This window comes from Providencia sp. PROV003, from assembly GCF_045040775.1.
GTDB lineage: Bacteria > Pseudomonadota > Gammaproteobacteria > Enterobacterales > Enterobacteriaceae > Providencia > Providencia huashanensis.
Map to the genome: position 1 here is coordinate 840,007 of NZ_CP096369.1, position 21,563 is coordinate 861,569.

The window sequence follows — 21,563 nt, forward strand, 5'->3', positions numbered from 1 at the left end:
TGAGGTTAGCAGTTATAACCGTTAGGGTTCATAGATTGCCAACGCCAGCTATCATTCACCATATCTTGAATAGAATATTGTGCTTTCCAGCCTAAATCTTTGAATGCTTTTTCTGGGCTAGACCAACATTCCGCAATATCACCGGGGCGCCTTGCTACAATCTCATATTTAATGGGTTTACCAGCCGCTTTTTCAAAAGCAGTAATAATCTCCAGCACACTTGTGCCAGTTCCTGTACCAAGATTGTAGACATGTAAGCCTGCTTGCTGGCTAACTTTATTCAGTGCAGCAATATGGCCATCAGCCAAATCCATTACATGAATATAGTCACGCACACCAGTACCATCTGGTGTTGGGTAATCATTACCAAATACCATGACTTGTGGGCGGCGACCTACAGCGACTTGGGAAACAAACGGTGCTAAGTTATTTGGAATGCCTTGCGGGTCTTCACCCATTGTTCCTGATGGGTGTGCGCCTACTGGGTTAAAGTAGCGCAGTAGTGTCAGTGACCAATCATCTTCCGCAGTATATAAATCCGAAAGGATACGCTCAACCATATACTTACTGGTTCCATATGGGTTGGTGGTGCCACCGACTTTGGAATTTTCTGTTAATGGCACTTCTTCAGGGTCACCATATACGGTTGCAGATGAACTAAAAATCAGGCTTTTAACACCGGCTTTTTTCATGCTTTCCACTAATACCAATGTGCCATTGACGTTAACATCATAGTATTCAATCGGTTTCTGTACTGACTCACCAACCGCTTTTAACCCAGCAAAGTGGATCACTGAGTGAATTTGATGATTGGCAAAAATGGTATCTAATACTTGGCTATCGCGCATATCACCTTGGTAAAAGACCGGCTTAACACCTGTGATAGCTTCAATGCGATTTAGCACTTCAAGGTTAGCATTATGCAAATTATCTAAAATAATCGGCTGCATTCCCTGCTGGATCATTTGTACACAGGTATGGCTACCAATATAGCCAAGACCACCAGTGACTAAAACTTGTTGTCTCTGCATTTTGTTATCCCTGGATGTTAATTAATATTCGTAGTGGTAGTTATAGTCGTCAGACCTTGCATCAATACCGTTGAGTATCACACCGGTGATTTCTATATCATTTTGCTTAAAGCGTTTCAGTGATAAATCCACATCTTTCACGGTATTCACACCATAGAAAGCAATCAATAACGAGGTGCCAACATATTTACCAATAATGGCTGAGTCCGTAATCGCCAAGATTGGGGCGGTATCGATCACCACAATATCGTATTGGTTTTTGACTTTATCAAGCAACTGTTTAAAGCGCTCGCTCATTAGTAACTCAGAGGAGTGAGTGACATTTTTACCACGGCAAATCACATCTAAATTTTCAATTACATTAGAGTGAATGGTGGGTGACTCTAGGTTAGACTGAGATAAATACTCAGATAACCCAGCTTTATTATTTAACCCGAAAGCTTTGTGCAAACGGCCTTTGCGTAAGTCGGTATCGATTAATAACACTTTCTTACCTGCGTTAGCCAGTACCACCGCCATATTGGAGGTAACAAAACTTTTCCCGACACCGGGTGAGGCACTGGTGACCATAACTAGGTTGTTACCTTGGTTCATCACCGAAAAATACACACTGGTGCGTAAGGAACGAATTGCTTCTACTGCAGTATCCGCTGGGTTTTCTATTGCCAATGGGCTTTTATTGCCTGCTTCAATCAGTTTTTTCTCATGGGTAGAGAAAGGGATAGTGGCATAGACATTAATCCCGAGCGCATCGATATCTTCAGTACTTTTAATCTTATTATTAAAGAACTCGCGGGCTATCACATACGCACAACCGATAATAAAGCCAAGGATAGTGGCTAGGGCAACAATTAGTGATTTTTTCGGAGCTATAGGTTTTGGTTGTGATTCAGCGGAGTCGATAATACGCACATCCGCAGTGATACCGGAGTTTAATACGCTGAGTTCTTGTTGTTTAGCCACCAACTGAGTGTAAATAGCTTGCTCAGACTCAACATCACGGGTTAAACGCACTATTTCTTGTTGGGTATTCGGCAATTTTTGAATATTTTTGCTGATCTTTTCTTTTTCCCGTAACAGTTGTTGGCGTTTATCGAGTAATGACTGATAAGCCGGGTGGTTACGGGTATACAGTTGCTGGATTTCCACTTCTTTAAATGTCAGCTCATTGAGTTTTTCTTCCACTTGTAATGCGCTATCAAGGGCAGATTTAGCCTCTAAGGAGAGGTCAATAGACTCATTCTTTTTGCGAAACGTATTAAGTTGGTTTTCGTAGTTATCTAATTTCTTTTTAATGGTCGGTAAGTAGCCTTCTAAGAACACTAAGGTGTTATTAGTGACTTCTTTTTTACGTTCAGTGTTCTGGTCGACATAGTTTTGGATAACACTATTGAGGATTTTAACATTTTCGGTTTTATCTGCCCCTTTAATCGCTAAGCTGATAATCCCTGTCCCTTTGCCCACTTCAGCAATGGTTAAGGTATTACGTAAGTCTTCAATCGTCGAGTAGCGGGCATTTTTAACTAAAGTAAATTCCTCGCCAGTTTCTGCAGTAAAGCTTGAGATCAATAAGCTAATCTCACCTTGTTGTAGCACTTCCCCCACTTTGCCTTGCAATACTTGTCCATCAATATTTAAGGAGTATTGGCCATCCCCCAAATAGGTTAATGTAAATGGCTGACCAATCAGGCTTTCAGGTAGCTGAAATAGGGCAATATCAATAGGCGCAACTTTACCCAGCAACTTATTGAGGAAGCCCTCAGGAGCGGCTTGCGTATCTAAGTTCAAGTCTGCAACCGTTTTACCCAACACCATGCGGGATTTAATCACTTCAATCTCTGAATCCACTTGGTTATTGCTATTTCCAAATGGCATTACATCGCTCATTTGGTCAAGTAATGATACCTGACCTAATTTATCGTATTGTAATGTAGCATTAGCTTGGTAAATTGGTGTTGCGAGTAGGCTATAGGCTATGGCAATGGCTGCAAAAATAACAGTAAAAAACCCAATTTTAATGGTATTGGATTTCAAAACTTTAAACAGAGCGAGCAGATCGATTTCATCTGAGGCAGGGGAGCTATTTTTTGTTGTGTTCATAATAGGTTAAATGTTTAGTCATCCAATAAATAAAATTAAATTTTTCCTTGCCAAGCAATCGCGGCTTTTTCCATTAACTGATAAACATGTTCAAACATTTCATCACTGCGTTTATGGGGGTCAGGGATCTCGGTTTTATTAATCCACTGGCCAAACAACATCACTTTGCCACGGGTTTCAGGAAACAATTGGTGGATTTTAGCAATATGGTCATTTTCCATCACTAGGATTAAGTCGGTTTTTTTACATAATTCGCTAGTTAAACGACGGGACTGATGGTTTTCCAAAGAAAGGCTATGTTGCTGTGCAATGCGGATGGCACTGTCATACGCGGGTCTATCATTTTTAGCAATAATGCCCGCGGAATGGACGGTTTTTTCGGGAAAATACTGTTGTAATAAACGCTCCCCCGTAGGAGAGCGGCAGATATTTCCCATACAAACAACGAGAATATTATTAAACATATCGATTACCAGTCGTGAATACGCTTGGTACCTTCGGTTAACTGATTATAAGTTGCGATAGTTGGTAACAGTTGGGTAATCAAGCGGTTCCAACGTACTACAGGAGCAGCGGTAACATACACTAAGTCATAAGGCTGTAGTTTAAATTCAGTACCCATTACAAGCGATGTCGCATCTGATAGGTCTAACTGATATACCGCGGCCATTTTTTTCGGTAATAGTGCTTCGAGTTCTTTATCTTCTGCTGGCTGGCTCTTAATTGGGCGAATAACAAATACACCTGTAGCTTGGGCTGTTTCTTGCTTAATTCCATTTGCCTTGCTAAGTGCCTCGGTGATGCTCATGCCTGCACGGTCGATGGTAAGGGTAGTTGGTTGGCCGACTTCACCCATCACAAACACTTTCTGGTTATCATTACGCGGCACATACAGTACATCACCTGATAACATTAAATGGTTTTGGGTTAAATCCCCATATTGCACAAGGGATTGCAGTGAAATTTTAATTTCCTTGCCATTACGTGTTAAAACTACATTATCCCAATCGGCTTTTTCGGTTAAACCGCCCGCATTATTAAAGGCTTCTAAAATAGTTAGCGGCACGTTAGTAATTGGCAAAGTACCCGGTTTTGCCACTTCACCTGATACATACATTTTCTGCGAGCGGAAGGCGGCAATGCTGACATCCACTTGTGGGGATTCAATATAGGTGGCTAAGCGGTTGCTGATCAGGGTACGGATTTCTGTTACCGTTTTACCTATGACCTTGACTTTACCAATATACGGGTAGTAGATGGTGCCATCTGAATGTACCCAGTTACCCGAGTCTTGTGCACTACGATAAGAACCAGCAGGGATGGTCAGTTCAGGGTGGTCCCATACCGTAATGGTTAATACATCACCTGCACCTACACGGTACTCATAGTTAGTGAGCTGTTTTTCTAACTGAGAATTTGGTTTAGCAATAATCGGAGCGGTGTACATATCGTCCAAGAGTTTTGGTGAAATGGGGTAGATATCCACCAATTTAGTAATATCACGGTCACCGGTATCAACCACATTTTTGCCTGAGGTTGACATATAGGCACCGGGGGTGATGGTGCAGCCTGTAAGTAATATGCTGATTGTTAATAGTGTAAGTGGGAAAGGCTTCCTAAACACGGTACCATCCTATGATAAAAAATGATTAGATAAGATATAAGTGATGATGGGTATCATTATTCCCACTTATACATAATTACTACAAATGAAAGTAGTTTATATTGATGGCCGAAATTTGGCAAAAATCGCGATTATTATAAGATAATTTATCGCAATGAGAAGTGCTAAATAAATTAGCGTAAGTGAACCAATAGATTAAATTTCAGAGAAAGTTTTAATGTTCTTTAATGATTTCTGCACGATGGAATGCGCGGTTTGGTGATCATCAGCTTCGGCATAACACCTTAATTCAGGAGCATTACCTGACGGTCTTAGATGAATAATATTGCCATTTGACAATGTCATTCTGAGTCCATCAATTGTATTTAGGTCCAACAATGAGTCATTACCAAAACCTAAATGTTGCAATAAATACGTTGGGTTTTCTTTCGCTTTTCCTATGATAGCTTTACTTTTTTCCGTTGCGAAATTTTGTATTCTATCACTATAGGTTACGCGTTGTGGCAATGAATTAACTAATTGAGCGATGCCTTTTTTTTTGGCGGCTGATAACAACATTAAGAAGGGTAAAACGGCATCTCGAGTTGGTAGTGCGGACAATTGTTTGCCATTTATTTCAATATCAGATCCTAAAAGAAAACCACCGTTAGCTTCAAACCCTGCGATGTTCTTATAGTCTTTAGTTAAATCAGTAAATGCTTCAATGACATAAGGTGAGCCAATTTTAGTTTGTTTTACACACTTAAAAGATTTATGAGATGCAATGATCGTATTGCAACTAACAGGGACTGCTAGTGCTTCTATGTTCATCTCTAATGCACATAACAAACCCAATATATCCCCTCGTAACCATTCACCATTTTCATCAGCAACAAGTGGGCGATCTCCATCCCCATCAGTAGAAAAAATAGCATCAAGATTGTACAATTTTGCCCAGTTTTTTGCTTTTACTTTATCTCCTTCGGATACAGCCTCAGTATCAATAGGGACAAATTGATCACTACGCTCTAGAGAAATAACTTCAGCACCGAGTTTTTTAAATAGAGTCGGGTATATATCACGTCCTGCACTAGAATGCTCATAAATACCAATTCGCTTACCAGTTAATAAATTCTCATTAAAAATAGATAAGTAACGGGTTAGATATTCTTCAGTTGCTAAGGTACCTATTGATAAGTGCTGTAAGGTTACATTAGGAATTTCAAATTGAGAGTTGTTATTTAAAATAGCGACTTCATCAACTTTAGTGATTTCACCATCAGGACGATAAAATTTGAGGCCATTTCTATCAAAAGGAATATGACTGCCCGTTACCATGATGCATGGAATATTATTTTTCATAGCAGTATATGCAAGGGCAGGTGTTGGAATTACCCCGTAATATAGAGGCTCTATTCCTTGTTGCTTTATTGCCTCTATACAAGCAATCGCAATAAATTCACTACTTGGGCGATTATCTATGGCGATGGCTATTTGGCCAAAACTAAATTTGCTTTTGATGCTATTAATAAATGCATGGGTAAATGCAGCACAGGACTCCTCAGTAAATTGAGAGACTAAACCACGTGCGCCACTAGTACCAAATTGTATACCAGAGGTTTTTATTGTGTTAGAACAATTCATCATAATATAGAGCCATCTAATTAAGTTGATTAACAACTTTTTCCATATTCTTCTAATCTAATAATGTCATCTTCATGTAGATAATTACCAGAGCGAACCTCGATTAAATGCAAGTCAATTTTACCGGGGTTTTCTATTCGGTGCGGTGAGCCAATAGGAATATAAGTTGATTCATTTTCACTCAGTATGAATATTTTATCACCATTAGTGACTTGTGCAGTACCTTGTACAACAACCCAGTGCTCAGCGCGATGATAATGCATTTGTAGTGCTGTCTTTTCACCCGGTTTTACTTTTAGGTGTTTAACATGAAAGCGTTGTCCCTCAGCAATATCGTCGTGAGTTCCCCATGGACGGTAGGCTTCTCGATGCTGCTCACATTCGGAGCGACCAGCATTTTTCAACTGAGTAACAATACTTTTTACATCTTGAACATTGTTTTTATTGGCAACTAGCACGGCATCTTTAGTTTCAATTATGACTAAATTATCAATACCTACAGTAGATACGAGTTTATTTTGAGAATAAATATAGCTATTTGTTGTACTTTCAGTTAGAACATCACCAATAATTACATTAGATTGAACATCTTTAGGGGAAACCTCCCAAAGTGAGCTGAAGGAACCAACATCACTCCAGCCTACATCCATTGGAACGACTTGGACGTTGTCTGCTTTTTCCATGACAGCATAATCTATTGAATTATCAGGGCATGAATTAAAAATATTAGGCTGTATACGAATAAAATCTAAATCAATTTGTGAATTATTGATTGCTTGCTCGCATATATTTAAAATTTCTGGGCAGTGTTTTTTTAATTCATTCAGATAGCAGGATGCTTTAAAGAGAAACATACCGCTATTCCATAGATATTCACCGCTTGAAAGGTAGCTTTCAGCGGTCGCTAAATTTGGTTTTTCAACGAAGCGTTCGACGTGATAAGTTGCACTACCAACTGGGGGGCCTTTTTTAATATAACCATACCCAGTTTCAGGTGCTATTGGAACGATACCAAAAGTAATTAAAGCACCTTTTTCAGCTGCCTCAATGGCTTTTTCAATAGAATGAGTAAATTCTGTTTGGTTTTGTATGACATGATCTGCAGCTAAAACCAATAATAAAGGGTCGTTTCCATTTTGTATTGCCCTAATAGCTGCTAGTGCTATGGCAGGAGCTGTATTACGGCCTATAGGTTCTAAGATGATGCCACTGTGTTTTACATTTTCTTGTCGTAATTGCTCAGCAACAATAAAACGATGTTCTTCATTACAGATAAATACTGGAGGCTGATGTTGTAATGTTTTCAGCCGCGCCGCAGTTTCTTGCAACATTGTTTTTTTGCTAGTTAGGCTGATAAACTGCTTTGGGTATAGACTACGAGAAAGTGGCCATAAACGGCTACCTGAGCCTCCCGCCATAATAACAGGCAATAACATGATAATTTACCGTAGATTTAGATGATTATTGATAAAATAGGCTTTTGTGTTATCGTGGACCTCGAAGGAATTAAGAAGCTCATCGATATTCCACCATCGATAATTTCTATGTTGTTCCAAAGGTAATTTATTTAGGTCAAGATCTTCTTTTATTAAATATCCTAAAACGATATAATGGGTTGAGAAATTATCATCAGAAAAATTATCCTGATAAAGATGTTGGTAATGGCCAATAAACTTTGCGTTATTGATATTATAGTCGATACCAAGTTCACCAAACGTTAAACGCTGAAACGCAATATCAAATGTTTCATCCTTGCAAATACGCCCACCTGGCACAAACCAATAACCTTGAGCGGGACGATTGTTTCGTAGCCCTAACAATGCTTGGTTTTTTGAATTACAAATGACCAGATCAATAGAAACTAAAGGGGTAGATGCAACGATAGTTTTAAATGTATCTAATGCTAATCGCTGCGCCATATTTATTTGGTCCGTTATTTACGAAAATTATGTTGATTTTGCAGGAACCACTGATAAGTTTTACTCAACCCATTTCCAAGCTCGACTGAGTATGTCCAGCCTAGATTTTTTAAACGAGATACATCCATTAATTTTCTTGGGGTTCCATCAGGTTTAGTGCTATCAAATGTCACTCTTCCCTTAAAGCCAACAACTTTAGCCATGGTTTCAGCCATTTCACGAATTGTGCAGTCGACACCTGTGCCTACATTAATATGGGATAACATTGGTTGGGTGTTTGCTTGGTATGTTTCTGTATTTAACTCCATAACATAGACAGAGGCCGCAGCCATGTCATCGACATAAAGAAACTCTCGCATAGGTGTTCCTGTACCCCAAACAACGACTTCTTCGTCATTATTCAATTTAGCTTCATGGAAGCGGCGCATTAACGCAGGAATAACATGTGAGTTCTCTGGGTGGAAATTATCGTTTTCACCATATAGGTTTGTTGGCATAACGCTACGATAATCACGCCCGTATTGTCGGTTATATGATTCACAAAGTTTGATACCAGCAATTTTTGCAATTGCATAAGGTTCATTGGTTGATTCAAGAATACCCGTTAATAGTGCATCTTCAGACATTGGTTGTGCTGCTAACTTTGGATAAATACAAGATGAACCTAAAAACAGTAAATGTTGAACATTATGTTTATGAGCAGAATGGATAATGTTGCATTCCATTATTAAATTTTCATAAATGAAATCTGCTGGATAGGTATTATTTGCGTGGATGCCACCAACTTTGGCAGCTGCTAAATAGACTTCGTCAATTTTGCTTTGTTCGAAGAAACTATCAACAGCCATTTGGCTTGTGAGATCCAACTCGTGGCGCGATTTTGTTATTAATTCAATGTCGTTACGATTTTGTAATTGTCTAATTATTGCTGAGCCAACCATGCCATTATGGCCAGCAACAAAAACTCTTTTTTTCACGGAGTGATCCTTAATTCTCTAAAGAAATAGCAACATCAAATCCATTTGCTTTAAGTAAAGCATGTTGTTTTGCTTTTTCTATATCAGATGCAACCATTTCTGAGCACATTTCTTCCACAGTGATTTCCGGTACCCAACCTAATTTTTCTTTTGCTTTAGAAGGATCACCTAGAAGGGTTTCAACTTCTGCTGGGCGGAAGAATTTTGGACTAACACGAACTATGATATCACCGACATTTACATTTGGTGCCAGTGTATTATTTACGCTAGTAACGGTTGCAATTTCCTCTACACCAGCTCCGCTAAATGAGAGCTCAATTCCTGCCTCTTTAGCAGACATACGTACAAATTCACGTACGGAAATTTGTTTGCCTGTAGCAATAACGAAATCATCAGCGTGATCTTGTTGTAACATCATCCATTGCATACGAACGTAATCTTTTGCATGCCCCCAATCACGTAAAGCATCCATATTACCTAAATATAGACACTGCTCTAAGCCTTGTGAAATATTGGCAATAGTACGCGTGATTTTACGTGTAACGAACGTTTCACCACGACGCGGGGACTCATGATTAAATAAGGTACCATTACAAGCATACATTCCGTATGACTCACGGTAGTTCACAGTAATCCAATAAGCGTACATTTTCGCCACAGCGTACGGTGAACGAGGGTGGAAAGGTGTGGTTTCTTTTTGTGGAATTTCTTGAACTTCACCATAAAGTTCCGATGTGGATGCTTGATAAAAACGAGTTTTCTTTTCTAGACCGTTAATACGAATAGCTTCTAATAAACGTAATGTTCCGATAGCATCAACATCAGCGGTATATTCAGGAGATTCAAAAGATACAGCCACATGTGACATGGCGCCTAAATTATAAATCTCATCTGGTTGGATTTCCTTTACTAAACGGATTAAGTTTGAGGTATCAGTTAAATCACCATAGTGTAATTTAATTTTATCACTATTATTAACGACAGCGTCAATTCTTTCCGTATTAAAAGAGGAGGCCCTACGAATTAAACCGTGAACTTCATAGCCTTTTTCTAAAAGAAATTCTGCGAGATAAGAGCCGTCTTGGCCTGTTATACCTGTAATTAAAGCTGTTTTCACAATATAATTCCTATAAATAATTATAAACTACTTTTTAAAAAATCTAATAAAATCTTAGATTGGTTATCTGGAATATGATGGAAAAATTCAATAAAACCATCATCTTTGGGCGTGGCGTTCTCTATTGCAGAGCACAATTTATCAATATCATTGATAACGGAGCCTGTGCCCCAGTATGAGTAAATAGGTTTTTTTTCCCAATCCATTTTAGAACAATTAATAAAAATTGGTTTTATTGCTCTATTACACAATGCGAATTCAAAAAATTGACTGCTAACATCGCCAAGATAAAAATCTGCATGACCAATATATGCGCCATTAGTTAAATTAGGTGAGTTTAAATCAATAATGATATTGGGGGCATTTATATAATCTTGAGGTACCTTAATTTTATAAAATTTATCTAATAGTAAATGAGGGGCAAAAATTAAATTGAATTGGCTGTTTTTTTTAAAAAATTCAAGAATGTCTAATCCATAATTAAACCATGATGACTGGTTTAAACCATTATCCCAATGAGGATTGTAAACGACTACAGGATTATCATTATTAAACAATTTTTTTGTATTTTTATAATCATTAATAATTTCTTTTTTAAGGTATGCATTTTTGTAAAATATAGTATTTGGGGCTACTGTTGTTCTTTCTTTCAGTTTTTATTCTAAGTTTACTTGTGGTGACACAACAATGTCGCACAGCCAGTTTTTAAAGTATGGATTATCATTAGATATTATTCCATGAAGTAACCAAACTAGTTTTACAGGTGAATTTAATAGCCATGAACTACCTTTTAGTTCAGTTGTTAATACGATATCTTGAGAAAGAAAAAAACTGGAGTTTTTTTTATAGAATAAAGAGTAATCTTCAGTGGTCTTAGCCGATTTTACTTTTAGAAAAAGTTTTCTAATAATAGGTGTTATTTTATGAATATGTAATGAATTAATTAAAGATAAAGTTGTTCTTTTTATTCTATTGAGTTTGTTGTCTTTGAAAATATGAATACTGACATTATCAATTTGCTCACATTGATAATGCTCTAAGTATTGTTTTTTTAAAAACAAAATGTTTTCTTCTTTATTTGTGTAAAGAGTGACTGAAATAGAAGGGTCGTTACAACATTCACGTAATAGAGGTAGCATATGTCCATGTTGAGCAATGTTGTCTGAGACCTCAAATGCAAAATTATATTTTTTATTCATTTTATTTCTTTTTTGCTGACTTTATAGCGTAAACTAATCCGTAGTACAATCTATAACCAATTAACCTAATGATTGTATATTTAAAATAAAGTTTTGTTTTTAATTTTACCTTGGATAGAGTATTGAGGTTTCTAGAGTTAACATCAATGAACTCATTAATAAAAACTCTTAGTTTAGAGAATGTCTTTGCCCCAATACTCGATACTCCACCTACTTCATAAATACTGATGGTTTCATTTATGTTGATGTGTGTTTTGAGTGAATAAAAAGCTGATTGCACATTTATTCGATCCGCGAATATTTTGTAATTTATGTCAAATTTATTCTGTACCATATAATTACGAGGAATAATTATAGACTGATGACATGGAATCACTTTTTCCCACCATGAGTCATATGAGTCATTAACTTCATCAAGGTAAAATAAATGGTTTAGTTTTCTCAATGTATTACCGTAGATAATACATTGAGATATATCTTTATTTTCTAAAATACTATCTATTTTTTCAAAAGAAAAATGTGGGTGAAATTCATCTCCAGAATTCATGAAAATAATAAAGTCACCTGATGCAATATCAATTCCTTTATTCATTGCATCATAAATTCCATTATCTTTTTCTATCAAATACTTGTTAGCAAATGAGCAGTTTCTAATAAAGTCAGGAGAGTTATCAGATGATAGTCCATCAATAATGATCCACTCTATACCAGAATTTAGTAATGGTATAACTGATTGAGTTGTTTTAATTAATCCATCATGATTATTATAATTTATAGTTATAATAGAGTATGTTATTTTATTCATTTTTTTCTGGGTTTTTATTTTTTGAAGTTAAGTTTAACTTACTATTAAATAAGCAATATATAAGTATAAATATACTAAAAGAGTAATAGATAGATGTATAAAAAGGTCTTTGTAATAATAATAAATTTAGTATAATAGCAATAAAAAGACAATTTTTTTGTCTGAAATTCCATATTGAGAACATGAAAAAAGATAGCTGTATTATTAGCCCAAGTGCTCCTAATCTATATATTGGCGTAGCTGGAGATGAACTTATATCGCCATCTTCTATACATCGGCTATTAACCCTATTTAAGCAGTCTAAGTTTCCATATAATAGTATGTTTTCATTTCTATCAATGGATCTCTTGAAGTTTTCTAGTTGTACTGTTCTATTGTTTTCATGCACAGAATCCGTATTAAGTCTATTAATGAAAAAACCAAGTTCATCCTGAAAGCTAGCTAGTAATGAAACAAAAATGAATATAAGAGGGCCTAATAGAACTAGTAACTGTTTTTTGTTTAATAGTTTAATTGTGAATAAAATGCAAATTATTAAGTGAGTTAAGCTAAATGTAACTAATGAACCATACAATAATATTAATGTTACCCATTTGTTTTTATTTAAGTAAACTCTAGATAAAGCAATAAATGATAAGTAAAAAGAATAGGCACCAGGTTCATCATATATAAAAGAAGGCCTTATTATATCACCTAGTTTGCTATTTGATAGTGAAGATAAATAGAAACTTGCAAATCGACCATCAGGATTTTCAATAATAAATAATTCTTTACCTCCGAAATAAGCATATATCAGAGATAAAATAATACATATTGTCCCAAGAGTGAAAAATATTGTTGCAGCATCAATTAATCCATTTAGAATATGATTTATTTTATCACCTAATAATGAGTAAATTATCAGAGTTAGAGGTAATCCGAGCATTAAGGATATTACAATGGTATTTTGAATAATAACAGCTAAGAATATACAATAAATTAGTAAAGCTAAGCTTATTATTGTAGTAAAAAAACCAATATGGTAATTTGATCTTGCTAATAAAATTACACATATAGTAGCAGCTAAAATTGATAAATATGAACCCGGAAAAAGGAAGTGATTTATTATAGGGGATGGGAAAATGAAAATTATTAAAAACAACAAAAAACAAACAATATTTGTATTTTCTATTTTAATAGAATTATACTTCATTTGGACATTATCTCATTAAATAAGTCATTATATTGACTTGAAACGGAATGATAGTTCCATTGCATAGATGCTCTTTGTTCGGATTTACTTCCTAGTTTGACTAGTAAATCACTATCTAATAAGATGCTTTTTATCCCTTCACTGAGGCTTACTGTATTAAATGGTTCAGCTAGATAGCCAGTTTCATTGTGAATAATTGCATTAGATACCCCCGATGTATCAAAGCCTGCCACAGGCACACCACAAGCCTGGGCTTCTGTTGCTGATTGAGGAAAGTTTTCAATGCGTGATGGTACAACCATAATATCTGCGGAATTATAAATTAAGGATAAACTGATATCGTCATAAATATGACCGAGCCAAATTGTTTCAAAAGGAATTAAGTCAAAATTTGCAGGTCTACTTTGTCCAAAAATAACACATACTACTTTTTTAGGGTCTATATCTTTATCTGCATGCAGATGTTTTAAGGTGCTCTCTAATAAATCAAAGCCTTTATTCGGATTTTTTGCCCCGCCGATCGCACCAAAAAGAATGATTTTTTTATCTTCAGGTAAATTTAAAATATTGCGGCAGTAGGATTTATTTAGCGGTTTATAGACATTAGTGTCTATAGGGTTTGGAATTACAGATATCGGCCAATCTTGAAATAGATAGCTTTCTTTTGCACAATTGGCTAGCCACTCACTTGGCGTTACAATATGCATCGGTGTTTTCCAAAGTTTTAATTTCTTTTCCCATACATATCGGTCTAAGTCAAAACCTCGATCGCTGGGGTTTCTATTTTTTTTTGTATATCCCGTTCGCCAGCGTGCATCTTCATTGTAGTGAGTAACGTGCTCAGCACCACAAAATGCCCACATATCATGCAAAGTCCATACGACAGGTTTAGAGATAGCGCTGATATCACGTATTGACATTGTTTCGGAGCCTACCCAGTGTAAATTAATAATATCTGAATCATTATTATTTAATAATTTATGTAACTTAGAAGGCAAAATATTATTGGAATGAAGATTCAGATTTTCTCTTTTACTTATTTTGTTGAATATAGTATTTGCTGGGTTTCTAAACATATTGACTAATCTTTTAAGGTTAGTCTTTGGACCGATTACTGAGCTATAATCAGAATGCTTCATTCTGACATACATCTTAATATCAGTATGGTTTTCTTGCATCGCCTGTAATAATCTAAATGCGGCTCTAGCTGCCCCGCCTTTACTATCATTATTTGCTACAATACTAATTTTCATTAGAAGCCTATAATTTGATTGAAACACGTGATTTTATTAATCTGAATTTGAAAGTTAATCACTAATAAAAAATTAACGATTAACTTTGCTTTTAAGTTCACGGTAGAATAAATATAACTTGCAAACTAAGTTATTTATATAACCTAATTTAAGTTCATGAATAGAAAATATGATATTAAGAATTTTTGGACTGTCTTTTGTTTTTATTAAGTAATTAGTTTCAGGGTATAAAGAAATTGCCTTTTTAATATATCTTGGGTCATTGCTAGCGCTAATAATATATAGTAATCTAATGTTTAATTTGAATAAGTTTAAACTTTTTTCAACATCATATAGTTGATTTTTTTCTTTTAAAAAACACTCAGTAATTTTAACCACTTCAGTGATATCAAGTAACGCTTTATAAGAGTAATTTTGTGTTAGAGAGCTTTGGTTCATTTTATTATAATAATAAAGAGGTCTTGAAATGTATGTCACTTTATTAGTGTAGTAAAGAGCTTTTAATGAAAATAAAAAATCTTCTCCCATATTAATATTTTCAATAAAGTTAATGTTATTTTTTACTAAAAAATCTTTCTTGATTAGTTTATTCCAGTTTGCATTACTGATTTTACCACGAAGTAAAGAGTCTATATTTTTTATGTTTGATGAATAACACTCTTGGGTTTTATGTAGTTGCTTATTATTATATACTTCAGTGTAGTCACATATTACAATATCTGAATTATTACTACATGCAGTTTCATACATTATTCTTAGCCAATCATAGTCAGCCCAATCATCGCTATCAAGATGAATAATATATTCACCTTTAGCAATAAAAACACCTTCCGATCGTGTAGCTGCTACTCCCTTATTATTACGAGAAACTAGGTTTATTTTTTTATTAACTTTGGGGTTTTTCTTTATTGTATTTTCTATCATAGATAATGAGTTATCTGTAGAGCCATCATCAATAATAATAATTTCAATATCATCTAGTGTTTGGTTTATTAAACTTAACAATGAACGTTCAATATATTCTTCTGCATTATATACAGGTACAATCACAGATACTTTTATCATAGTTAGGTATTACCTAATGAACGGATTATAAAATCTATAGATTCTGCTTTCTTTCCTTTTTTTATTTTATTGACTTCAAAAAAATCTATCGGTGTATCTATTATATTTACTTCATTTGGTGATGATATGAGTCTATTTTCTAAATTAAATGTTTTTAATAAAGAGGTGAATCGGGTTAATCCTCGAGACTCATTTCCAATAACAATAAAAGGTTTGTTAAATATAATTGAAAATACAACACCATGAAATGAGTCAGTTATAACAAATTTAGATTTTGAGAATCCGCTTAACCATTGAGAAACAGAAGGATAAATATTATTAGATGTATCCGTTAAGAAATTATGTGGTATGAGACCTAGTTTTTCAGAAGCTGTAGTTATTATTTTATTTTTAACATCTGATTGGTCTAAAACATAGACCATTATGTCCCCAACGATTGGAGGAGACGGTTTTTTTTGAATAATATTATCGTAATCTTCTTTATCCAGTAGAAGAGTTGGATCTAAAACTTGTTGTGAAGGGGCGCCAAAGTGAGTATCACATAAATTTACAGCTGAATCTTCTCTGACGCCGACTGCATCAAATTTTTTTAGAAGAGCTGAATATCGGATAAGGTCTTCTGGCGAAAATTCATCACAGTTATCAATGCCAAAAGAAGCCGCATAAGATATGCGTTTAATTGAGGTATCCCCCCCTAAAAACTCAAGAAAGAAAGCGGACATTCCTGGGGAATAGCTCGGTCTCCACACTTGATCGCTTCCGACTATATAAGCATCAAAGTTGTATTGTGAAAGAAGGGATAGTTCATCTAAAGTTGCTATTTTTGCCGTTTTATCAATATACTCAGTAATAAATTCTTCAGTATTTTTGCTGTTAATAGGCATGATAAATTTAATATCATGCTTTAAAATATATTTTTTTATTGAATTTATAGCAATTCTCTTAATTCCCCAAAGTTTAGGTTTTCTTTTAGATGAGAAATCGACAGTAATGGGAGAGTGGCCTAAAGTTTTTAAAAAATGTTGTAGTGCATATGCTTGTAATAGCCCGCCATAGTTATTATGTAATGGCTGAGTTAAAATTCCAATTCTCATATCTTACCTTTTTATTATTTTTTTCATGGCATCAATGCCTTTGGGCCCAAGAACCTTTTTAAGTGTTTGTTTTGCTTTCGTTTCCGTGCTAACTTCCAATCTATGCATTATTTGCAGTGCTTTACTTTCATCTTCACTGTCAGTAAATACTTCAAAGATCATTGGTTTTTCTGTAATAGAAAGTTCAAGGAACCGCTGGTAAACATTCTCAAATTCTTCTTTATTATTTGCTGAAAAATATTCAAAACCCAAGTTCTCAGCATAATTCTTTATAAGAGTGCTTGATTTATTTCCATAATGCCCAGCTGCCGCGACAAACTCATCACCATCCATGCCGAAATGTGAGGCGTGGTGGTTATAAAGTCGGAATTCTGTTCCTTTACCGTTATTAACGAGAAGAATTCGTAAATTTTTTGCTGTGTGGCGGTTACCAATTGCATTAAGGTCATAGAAGAATGCAAGATCACCAATTACACCGTAATAAAGTTTTTCAGGGTTTGCCAATGATGCCCCAAGTAAGGATGATACACCACCATCGATTCCAAAACCCCCAACATTCGAGAATGAAGTGACAGTATCAGGAAGATCATAGAAATTCCAAGTCCTTAAACTATTTAAAATACCAAAATGAATTGCTGAACCTGCTGGTATTTTTGACGCTAACTTAGAGGCTAGCCAAACATTAGAAAAAGGTACTTCTGGTATTTTACTTTGTACTGTTTTCAGAAAATTTGTACATTGCTCAAAAAACTCGTTTGTTGATGGCTCGGAAGTTTCTTCTGTGTAGTATTGGAAGAATGGTGTTTCGGGCATTTCAAATACGTAACGAAGTTTGCGAAATGTATCTCGTATTTCGCCATCAGGGCTGATGCGCCATACTTCATTTGCGGCCATTCCTAATAAAGGATAATCACCAGTTACCTCGCCGATATGTAGGGTTATATCTGATTTAAGTTCTGATTTTGAATGAATTTCTTGTGCAGCGGCAAGGGAGATTGGCACACGATTTTTACCTTTATAGCCACTAGTGTGATCACAGAAAACAGCTGCATTATATCGGTCACAAAAGCTTTCTAATGCAATCGTGTCTTCTTCGCTCCAAGTGTTATGTGAGCCAATAATAACAGAGATACGTTTATTTTGGTTAAGGTCAGGAAGTTCATTGTTAAGCGTAAAGCGATTAATTACTCTACAATGGATACTTTCTTTTTCTGTAAACGGTAAACTATATGTCGTTGGTAAATTAATGTGTACTGGCCCACCACCACGTCGTGTTAGCTCTAGAATAGCTTGGTTAACCTTGATTTCACAATCCCAGAAGTCTTCTTCATCCTTAATAACAGGTAAATTCACACTTAAGTTTGCAATATCATTTGAAATAACACTACGGTCAATTACTTGCGCAACATGGTGGCCAATGCGACTAACTGGTTGAGTGGACGTGATTGCTAACACAGGTAATTTACGATAATAAGCTTCTGTCATGCCAGGGGCATAGTTTCTTGAGGCTGTAGCCCCCGTACAACTGATTACGACAGGCTCGCCAGTCTCCGCTGCTAAACCACAGGCCATATAGGCAGCGGAACGTTCATCAACAGAAGAGTAAATAGTGAAAAACGGATCTTTCTGTATACTACCTATGAAAGCAGTGTTTGTATTGCCTGGAGATGCTATTACATAGCGAATACCATGAGCTTTAAGCAATGAGATGACTATCAGTGCGTTTTTTTCTGATGTTGAGTAGAATTTCATCGTGTTAGTAACCTTCCTACACTAGGTAGGGATTTGAATAAGTGATATTTAATTTTTTGTTTTAGACGAGGCAATTCACAGGAGGGGGTTCGCTCCTTTAAAATCCTATCTTTAAGGGCTTCTTCTTGCCAGTTTATTGTTTTAAAAGAGTAAGGCCTGTTATTGAGAAAGTTTTGGAGACATTCATCCAAACCAATTTGTGGTGGTGTAAAAGTGGAGGTATCTATAAACTGATTAATCTTTTTATTGTTGAAAATTCGGTTAAAGAGCCTATCATAAACAACCTGATATTTTCCTTGTCGCCAAGCTAAAAAGCTCTCTAAATTCTGCTCAACTAAGTTAACTTTGAATCCATGGTTTGTTAATACACGAAGATAAGTTTCTGATATTTGTTGCCAGCTAAAACTTTGGTTGTTTGTTATATGAAATGCTTCACCCAGAGCAAGCTCATTTCCTATTAATGCACAAATACCCCTAGCAACATCTTTGCCTGCAGTAAGTGTTGTTAATTTAGTTTGAATATCTTTTGCTGTAACGATACTTCGACCATGTAAAGCCCGATATAACCAGTCTTCTTTTTCGAGTACGCCAAGTTGCAACCTTTCATCATCGTATGTGATATATGGGCGGATAATCGTCCAATTATTAGTTGTGCTGTTAAATAAGAGGTTTTCTTGCCTTGCTTTTGTCAAAGCATATTCATCCGTGTTTAAGTAGTCTTGATCATCTACGATGTCTAGTAAACGTGGTGAATTTTCTTTTATTGGTAGTTTTGAATTTGCGTAAACACGAGCTGAGCTGATAAAGATATATTGTTTTGTTGATTTTAAAAATTGGCTATAACGCTGTTGAAAAATTGGTGTTGAGTACACCATAAAATCAACGATGGCATCCCAGCTTTGGCTTAACAACGAGCTCAGAAATTCTGGATTATGTGCATTTCCTTGAATGTAGCTAATATTGTTGCTGATACCAGATTTACTACGCGAAGTTACATAAATTTGGTTATTTTTTTCAGCTAACAGTTTCACAAGATGAATCCCCATAGCACCTGTTCCACCTAGAACTAAAACCCTCATTTTGCCTCTCTAAATTTTAAAAACTTACTAGCTAGGATATTGATTATTTTTTTGCGCCAGTGCTGATCTAGTCCTAAATAATACATAGTAATAGTCGAAGTTATGACTGAAAATATAATAACTACTAAAGAATAATATAAGTTATTTGGAAGGTTATTTGCTAATAGTGTACTGAGAGAGGCTGAAATAATGAGTATGATTGTTATAGGCCCAACGACTTTTTTATAATAAGGTAAAATAGGCATTTTTATTAGCAATTTAACTAACAATAATCGTATTTGAAACATAAGAATATTAGCTGCTATTGCTACATAGAAAACCCATTCAGCAGAGTAGCCTAAACTTAAAAATAGCCATGAAATAAAAAATATAGCTATTTGAATACTGCCTAATGTTATTTCATATAATGCCATTTTCCCTGGTGCTCTTGCTGCTGTGGTTAGTGGCATACTGATGGCTACAATTAAAGACTCAATGATAGCTAACTGAGTAAATAGAATAGCTTCAGGTGGAGGAGTTTTTAGCCAAAGCGTTAGAATTGTTTCCATTTCAAGCATTATTGGCAATGCGAATACCCACATCAGAAAAAAAGTTAGCTTGGAACCATTAAATATTAATCCCATCATTTCATTTTTCTGGTTTGCAGCATAGGACTTAATGATGGGAGGGTATAGGCCAGTATTTAAACTGTTTGAAAAAACAGCTACTTGGCTTGCTACATTTAATGCGATTGCACGGGCGGCAACTATCCCAGGGTTAAACATCTGGTTAACTAAAACAGTTACGGCTTGATTTCTAAAAACAGTACTGAGTTGCCCTAATAAAGTCCATGTCGTAAAGCCTAAAATTTCTTTGAGCATGGAACTGCTCCAATAAAGTTTTTTTAACTGGCATTCAGTATACTTTTTCATACAAATAAAAATATAGGTGCAAGCTACGAAAATGGATATAAGTAAAAGAGCTAACCCATAATAAACAAGTAAATCATAATTAATATAAGCTAAAGAAATGGCGATAGCTAATTTTAAAATTGCATCAATAACTGAAATAAAAGCATAAATCTGCATATCTTCATGGGCGATCAGAATAGCTATAAAAGGTGCAGTAAAAATAGAAAAAATAAATGAAAGTGAGGTGTAATGATAAAGTTCTAACGCAGCACTAAAGCGCGAATCGGGTATTTTCATATATTCTTTTATATACCACAAGCCTATTGTTTGTAATAGCATGTATGCAAGTAAAGCAATAGCAGCATACATAATTAAATTAACACTAAATGTTTTTTTTAATTTTGATGAATCATTTTCCCCTAGAGCAAAGGAGAAAAAACGTTGTGTTGCACTTGCCATACTTCCAGGTAAAAATGCCAGTAAAGTAACAAAACCAGCAACAACACTATAAATACCATAATTTTCTAAACCTAATTCATTCAAAATTACCCGCATGGAATATAGCGTAATTAAAATAATAATGATCTGGCGTAAATAAAGAGCTACGGTATTTTTTAGAATTTTTTTATTGGACATAAAGAGTGGAAACTCAATTTAAATTTAATCGTTAGGTTATTAGGTATATTTCTAAAATTACAACAATAATCTGTATTAATAACTAAATGTTGATTCTGTGTTTGGAATCTTATGCACTAAACTAAATACTAGTTAGTTCAGTGCATTTACTGCATTTAAAATGCCAGAAATGAACATTATTAATATAAAAACCCATAGCTACCGCAC

Annotated in this window: 19 protein-coding genes; all 19 read right to left on the minus strand. The window is 35.2% G+C overall.

Features of this window, described 5'->3' with window-relative positions; genetic code table 11:
* Positions 1 to 5: 5 nt before the first annotated feature.
* Positions 6 to 1,031, minus strand: coding sequence for a UDP-glucose 4-epimerase GalE (gene galE / locus M1F14_RS03670; RefSeq protein WP_181468889.1), 1,026 nt, complete (start codon positions 1,029 to 1,031; stop codon positions 6 to 8).
* 21 nt (positions 1,032 to 1,052) lie between these two features.
* Positions 1,053 to 3,131: a polysaccharide biosynthesis tyrosine autokinase gene (locus M1F14_RS03675; RefSeq protein ID WP_181468888.1), complete on the minus strand. Its 2,079-nt coding sequence runs from the start codon at positions 3,129 to 3,131 to the stop codon at positions 1,053 to 1,055.
* 35 nt (positions 3,132 to 3,166) lie between these two features.
* A complete protein-coding gene (locus M1F14_RS03680) occupies positions 3,167 to 3,595 on the minus strand; it encodes a protein tyrosine phosphatase (RefSeq protein ID WP_181468887.1) in 429 nt (142 codons plus the stop codon).
* A 5-nt stretch (positions 3,596 to 3,600) separates the two neighbouring features.
* Positions 3,601 to 4,755, minus strand: a complete 1,155-nt coding sequence (locus tag M1F14_RS03685) for a polysaccharide export protein (RefSeq protein ID WP_181468886.1) — start codon at positions 4,753 to 4,755, stop codon at positions 3,601 to 3,603.
* Positions 4,756 to 4,950: 195 nt separating this feature from the next.
* Entirely contained in the window at positions 4,951 to 6,381 is a 1,431-nt protein-coding gene (locus M1F14_RS03690) for a phosphomannomutase (protein WP_181468885.1), read from the minus strand.
* Between the two features lie 26 nt (positions 6,382 to 6,407).
* Positions 6,408 to 7,814: a mannose-1-phosphate guanylyltransferase/mannose-6-phosphate isomerase gene (locus tag M1F14_RS03695; protein WP_181468884.1), complete on the minus strand. Its 1,407-nt coding sequence runs from the start codon at positions 7,812 to 7,814 to the stop codon at positions 6,408 to 6,410.
* A gap of 6 nt (positions 7,815 to 7,820) precedes the next feature.
* The gene (locus M1F14_RS03700; protein WP_181468883.1) at positions 7,821 to 8,297 is read right to left on the minus strand and encodes a GDP-mannose mannosyl hydrolase; all 477 of its coding nucleotides are present in this window, start codon (positions 8,295 to 8,297) and stop codon (positions 7,821 to 7,823) included.
* 14 nt (positions 8,298 to 8,311) lie between these two features.
* The gene (locus tag M1F14_RS03705) at positions 8,312 to 9,238 is read right to left on the minus strand and encodes a GDP-L-fucose synthase (RefSeq protein WP_232370544.1); all 927 of its coding nucleotides are present in this window, start codon (positions 9,236 to 9,238) and stop codon (positions 8,312 to 8,314) included.
* A 46-nt stretch (positions 9,239 to 9,284) separates the two neighbouring features.
* Complete coding sequence (gene gmd, locus M1F14_RS03710; protein WP_181468881.1) at positions 9,285 to 10,391, minus strand: GDP-mannose 4,6-dehydratase; 1,107 nt, start codon at positions 10,389 to 10,391, stop codon at positions 9,285 to 9,287.
* Positions 10,392 to 10,411: 20 nt separating this feature from the next.
* Positions 10,412 to 10,948: a hypothetical protein gene (locus M1F14_RS03715; protein WP_181468880.1), complete on the minus strand. Its 537-nt coding sequence runs from the start codon at positions 10,946 to 10,948 to the stop codon at positions 10,412 to 10,414.
* A 99-nt stretch (positions 10,949 to 11,047) separates the two neighbouring features.
* Complete coding sequence (locus tag M1F14_RS03720; RefSeq protein WP_181468879.1) at positions 11,048 to 11,590, minus strand: hypothetical protein; 543 nt, start codon at positions 11,588 to 11,590, stop codon at positions 11,048 to 11,050.
* Between the two features lies 1 nt (position 11,591).
* A complete protein-coding gene (locus M1F14_RS03725; protein WP_181468878.1) occupies positions 11,592 to 12,395 on the minus strand; it encodes a glycosyltransferase in 804 nt (267 codons plus the stop codon).
* Positions 12,388 to 13,587: a hypothetical protein gene (locus tag M1F14_RS03730; RefSeq protein ID WP_181468877.1), complete on the minus strand. Its 1,200-nt coding sequence runs from the start codon at positions 13,585 to 13,587 to the stop codon at positions 12,388 to 12,390. Before M1F14_RS03730 ends, M1F14_RS03725 begins: the two co-directional genes overlap by 8 nt.
* Positions 13,584 to 14,840 (minus strand): glycosyltransferase, encoded by a 1,257-nt coding sequence (locus M1F14_RS03735; RefSeq protein ID WP_181468876.1) that lies wholly within the window; start codon positions 14,838 to 14,840, stop codon positions 13,584 to 13,586. The genes M1F14_RS03730 and M1F14_RS03735 overlap by 4 nt, the downstream gene beginning before the upstream one ends.
* Positions 14,841 to 14,912: 72 nt before the next feature.
* Positions 14,913 to 15,905: a glycosyltransferase family 2 protein gene (locus tag M1F14_RS03740; protein WP_181468875.1), complete on the minus strand. Its 993-nt coding sequence runs from the start codon at positions 15,903 to 15,905 to the stop codon at positions 14,913 to 14,915.
* A 2-nt stretch (positions 15,906 to 15,907) separates the two neighbouring features.
* On the minus strand, positions 15,908 to 16,999 hold the full coding sequence (locus M1F14_RS03745; RefSeq protein WP_181468874.1) for a polysaccharide pyruvyl transferase family protein: 1,092 nt from the start codon (positions 16,997 to 16,999) through the stop codon (positions 15,908 to 15,910).
* A 3-nt stretch (positions 17,000 to 17,002) separates the two neighbouring features.
* Positions 17,003 to 18,751, minus strand: a complete 1,749-nt coding sequence (locus tag M1F14_RS03750; protein WP_181468873.1) for a thiamine pyrophosphate-binding protein — start codon at positions 18,749 to 18,751, stop codon at positions 17,003 to 17,005.
* Positions 18,748 to 19,830, minus strand: a complete 1,083-nt coding sequence (locus M1F14_RS03755; RefSeq protein ID WP_181468872.1) for an NAD(P)H-binding protein — start codon at positions 19,828 to 19,830, stop codon at positions 18,748 to 18,750. Before M1F14_RS03755 ends, M1F14_RS03750 begins: the two co-directional genes overlap by 4 nt.
* Complete coding sequence (locus M1F14_RS03760) at positions 19,827 to 21,356, minus strand: lipopolysaccharide biosynthesis protein (RefSeq protein WP_181468871.1); 1,530 nt, start codon at positions 21,354 to 21,356, stop codon at positions 19,827 to 19,829. The genes M1F14_RS03755 and M1F14_RS03760 overlap by 4 nt, the downstream gene beginning before the upstream one ends.
* Between the last annotated feature and the right edge of the window lie 207 nt (positions 21,357 to 21,563).

What these genes read in the sequence shown, in the direction of transcription:
- galE (WP_181468889.1), bottom strand. Translation starts at nt 1,031, where the DNA reads ATGCAGAGACAACAAGTTTTAGTCACTGGTGGTCTTGGCTATATTGGT.
- M1F14_RS03675 (WP_181468888.1), bottom strand. Translation starts at nt 3,131, where the DNA reads ATGAACACAACAAAAAATAGCTCCCCTGCCTCAGATGAAATCGATCTG.
- M1F14_RS03680 (WP_181468887.1), bottom strand. Translation starts at nt 3,595, where the DNA reads ATGTTTAATAATATTCTCGTTGTTTGTATGGGAAATATCTGCCGCTCT.
- M1F14_RS03690 (WP_181468885.1), bottom strand. Translation starts at nt 6,381, where the DNA reads ATGATGAATTGTTCTAACACAATAAAAACCTCTGGTATACAATTTGGT.
- M1F14_RS03695 (WP_181468884.1), bottom strand. Translation starts at nt 7,814, where the DNA reads ATGTTATTGCCTGTTATTATGGCGGGAGGCTCAGGTAGCCGTTTATGG.
- M1F14_RS03700 (WP_181468883.1), bottom strand. Translation starts at nt 8,297, where the DNA reads ATGGCGCAGCGATTAGCATTAGATACATTTAAAACTATCGTTGCATCT.
- M1F14_RS03705 (WP_232370544.1), bottom strand. Translation starts at nt 9,238, where the DNA reads ATGGTTGGCTCAGCAATAATTAGACAATTACAAAATCGTAACGACATT.
- M1F14_RS03720 (WP_181468879.1), bottom strand. Translation starts at nt 11,590, where the DNA reads ATGAATAAAAAATATAATTTTGCATTTGAGGTCTCAGACAACATTGCT.
- M1F14_RS03725 (WP_181468878.1), bottom strand. Translation starts at nt 12,395, where the DNA reads ATGAATAAAATAACATACTCTATTATAACTATAAATTATAATAATCAT.
- M1F14_RS03730 (WP_181468877.1), bottom strand. Translation starts at nt 13,587, where the DNA reads ATGAAGTATAATTCTATTAAAATAGAAAATACAAATATTGTTTGTTTT.
- M1F14_RS03735 (WP_181468876.1), bottom strand. Translation starts at nt 14,840, where the DNA reads ATGAAAATTAGTATTGTAGCAAATAATGATAGTAAAGGCGGGGCAGCT.
- M1F14_RS03740 (WP_181468875.1), bottom strand. Translation starts at nt 15,905, where the DNA reads ATGATAAAAGTATCTGTGATTGTACCTGTATATAATGCAGAAGAATAT.
- M1F14_RS03745 (WP_181468874.1), bottom strand. Translation starts at nt 16,999, where the DNA reads ATGAGAATTGGAATTTTAACTCAGCCATTACATAATAACTATGGCGGG.
- M1F14_RS03750 (WP_181468873.1), bottom strand. Translation starts at nt 18,751, where the DNA reads ATGAAATTCTACTCAACATCAGAAAAAAACGCACTGATAGTCATCTCA.
- M1F14_RS03755 (WP_181468872.1), bottom strand. Translation starts at nt 19,830, where the DNA reads ATGAGGGTTTTAGTTCTAGGTGGAACAGGTGCTATGGGGATTCATCTT.
- M1F14_RS03760 (WP_181468871.1), bottom strand. Translation starts at nt 21,356, where the DNA reads ATGTCCAATAAAAAAATTCTAAAAAATACCGTAGCTCTTTATTTACGC.